This window comes from Sphingopyxis sp. (assembly GCF_016463645.1).
Classification (GTDB): Bacteria; Pseudomonadota; Alphaproteobacteria; order Sphingomonadales; family Sphingomonadaceae; genus Sphingopyxis.
Genome location: NZ_JAEMQX010000245.1, coordinates 1 through 2147 on the forward strand (window position 1 = coordinate 1; position 2147 = coordinate 2147).

A 2147-nucleotide genomic window follows, 5' to 3' on the forward strand; every position below is an offset into this window, starting at 1 on the left:
GGTTTGGGCGCACACGCGGCGACGCTCGCCAGCAGACCGGCTACGATGATCTTACGCGACAAATTCATGACCCACTCCCCAACCGCATGATCTTTGCGGATTTAACCCCGAGCGCGCAACGCCGCTTCGGCCTGTTGCACCAAAGACGCGACGATTGCTGCCGCGCTCTCCTCTTCGGATACCATACCGACAGATTGCCCTGCCATTAACGACCCGTTTTCGATGTCGCCGTCGATCACTGCCCGGCGCAGCGCGCCCGCCCAATAATGTTCGATCTCGAGCTGCGCTTCCGCCATGTCGACTTCGCCCGCATCAAGCTTGTTCGCGACTTCGCGCTGCTTCGCGGTGAAGGCTTCGGTGCCGGCGTTCTTGAGGGCCCGAACCGGAATGACGGGCAGCCGCGGATCGATCTGGACGCTCGCAACCGCTTCGCGCGCGGACGCGCGCATGAAGGCCTTTTTGAAATTGGGATGGGCGATGCTTTCGGTCGCACAGACGAAGCGCGTGCCGAGCTGGACTCCCGACGCACCCATCTCCAGATAAGCCGCAATCGCTTCGCCGCGGCCGATACCGCCGGCGACGAAGACCGGAACCTGATCGGCGAGTTCGGGCAGGATTTCCTGTGCGAGTACGCTCGTCGAGACGGGACCGATATGGCCGCCGGCTTCCATGCCTTCGATCACCAGCGCGTCGACGCCTGATCGAACGAGCTTCTTTGCGAGCGCGAGCGTTGGCGCAAAGCAGATCACCTTGGCGCCCGATGTCTTGATCGTTTCGAGGCTGCCCTTGGGGGGCAGGCCGCCCGCCAGCACGACGTGGCCGACTTGATGTTTGGCGCAAATCTTGATCAGCTCGAACAATTGCGGGTGCATCGTGATCAGGTTCACGCCGAAATTGCGTTTGGCGAGCGCTTTGGTCGCCGCGATTTCGGTGTCGAGAAGTTCGGGCGTCATCGCGCCGCAGGCGATCACGCCGAACCCGCCGGCGTTGCTGATCGCGCTCACGAGGTTTCGTTCCGAAACCCAACTCATCGCGCCGCAGAGAATGGCGTAGTCGCTGCCGAGCAGTTCGGTCCCGCGGGCCATCAGATCGTCAATTTTGCTCATTGAGGCTGCCTTTGCCAGCACTGGGACTCGCGCGCAATCCCCGGCGTCATTGCGTGCTTCGACCCACCGTACGCCTGAATCCATTTGGCGCGACAACCGAACCTTTCGGCGCAGAAAGCAAAACAATCATTGTCAACTAAATCGGTTGGCATATGCTTTGCCGGCGAATCCAAAAAGGGAAAGGAATGATCATGAGCGCTATCAAGGACGTCGCCAAAGGCGGCTCCGAAGAGGTGCCCCGCGCCATCCAGACGGTGCTCGAAGCCCTCGACAAGCTGAAGTTCGGCGCAATCCAGCTGACCGTGCACGAAGGGCGTCTGGTGCAGGTCGACGTGACCGAGCGACACCGTTACCCCAACTGATCGAAAAAGAGCTCCCGAAGGAGGGATTGACCCTCATCCTGCCGCAGACCGGACCGCCGGATGTGGTGATTTTCTTATGCAACAGGAAATGACCCATGACCGCGAAATATCCGTCCGTCCGCCGCCGCGTGCAGGCTGGCTCTGCCACGCTTTCCATCCTGCTCGCGCTTGCCGCGACCCCTGCCGCCGCCGAAGAAACGAACACGGCTGAAGATGCTGCCACGACTGCCGGAGGCGATACCGCGACGCAGGTCGAGGGCGGAAGCTATGGCGGCGACATCGTCGTCACTGCGCGCCGTCGTCAGGAAACCGCACAGGACGTGCCGATCGCCATCTCGGTCGTCGACGGCGAGCAGATCGACAATACGGGCAGCTTCAACGTCGGTCGCTTGACCCAGCTCACGCCTACGCTGCAATTCTATTCGTCGAACCCGCGCAACACCGCGGTGAATATCCGCGGCATCGGCGCGCCCTTCGGTCTTACCAACGACGGGATCGAACAGGGCGTCGGCATCTATGTCGACGACGTCTATTATTCGCGCGTCGCCTCTTCGACCTTCGATTTCCTCGACGTCGCGCAGATCGAAGTGCTGCGCGGGCCACAGGGTACGCTCTATGGCAAGAACACCACCGCGGGCGCCATCAACATCACGACCAACCAGCCGACCTTCGACTTCGA

Annotated in this window: 3 protein-coding genes; 2 read left to right on the forward strand and 1 reads right to left on the reverse strand. The window is 61.6% G+C overall.

Going from position 1 to position 2147, the window contains the following annotated elements; all coding sequences use genetic code 11:
* Window positions 1–101 precede the first annotated feature (101 nt).
* Window positions 102–1106: a nitronate monooxygenase gene (locus JHC57_RS22140; RefSeq protein WP_294032719.1), complete on the reverse strand. Its 1005-nt coding sequence runs from the start codon at window positions 1104–1106 to the stop codon at window positions 102–104.
* Between the two features lie 191 nt (window positions 1107–1297).
* On the opposite strand from JHC57_RS22140, the gene JHC57_RS22145 reads away from it, so the two are divergent.
* Window positions 1298–1468, forward strand: coding sequence for a YezD family protein (locus tag JHC57_RS22145; protein ID WP_294032720.1), 171 nt, complete (start codon window positions 1298–1300; stop codon window positions 1466–1468).
* 95 nt (window positions 1469–1563) lie between these two features.
* On the forward strand, window positions 1564–2147 hold a 584-nt coding region (locus JHC57_RS22150; RefSeq protein ID WP_294032721.1), incomplete at its 3' end, for a Plug domain-containing protein.

Excerpts from the sequence above, each read along its gene's own strand:
- JHC57_RS22140 (WP_294032719.1), bottom strand. The coding sequence starts at position 1,106 with ATGAGCAAAATTGACGATCTGATGGCCCGCGGGACCGAACTGCTCGGC.
- JHC57_RS22145 (WP_294032720.1), top strand. The coding sequence starts at position 1,298 with ATGAGCGCTATCAAGGACGTCGCCAAAGGCGGCTCCGAAGAGGTGCCC.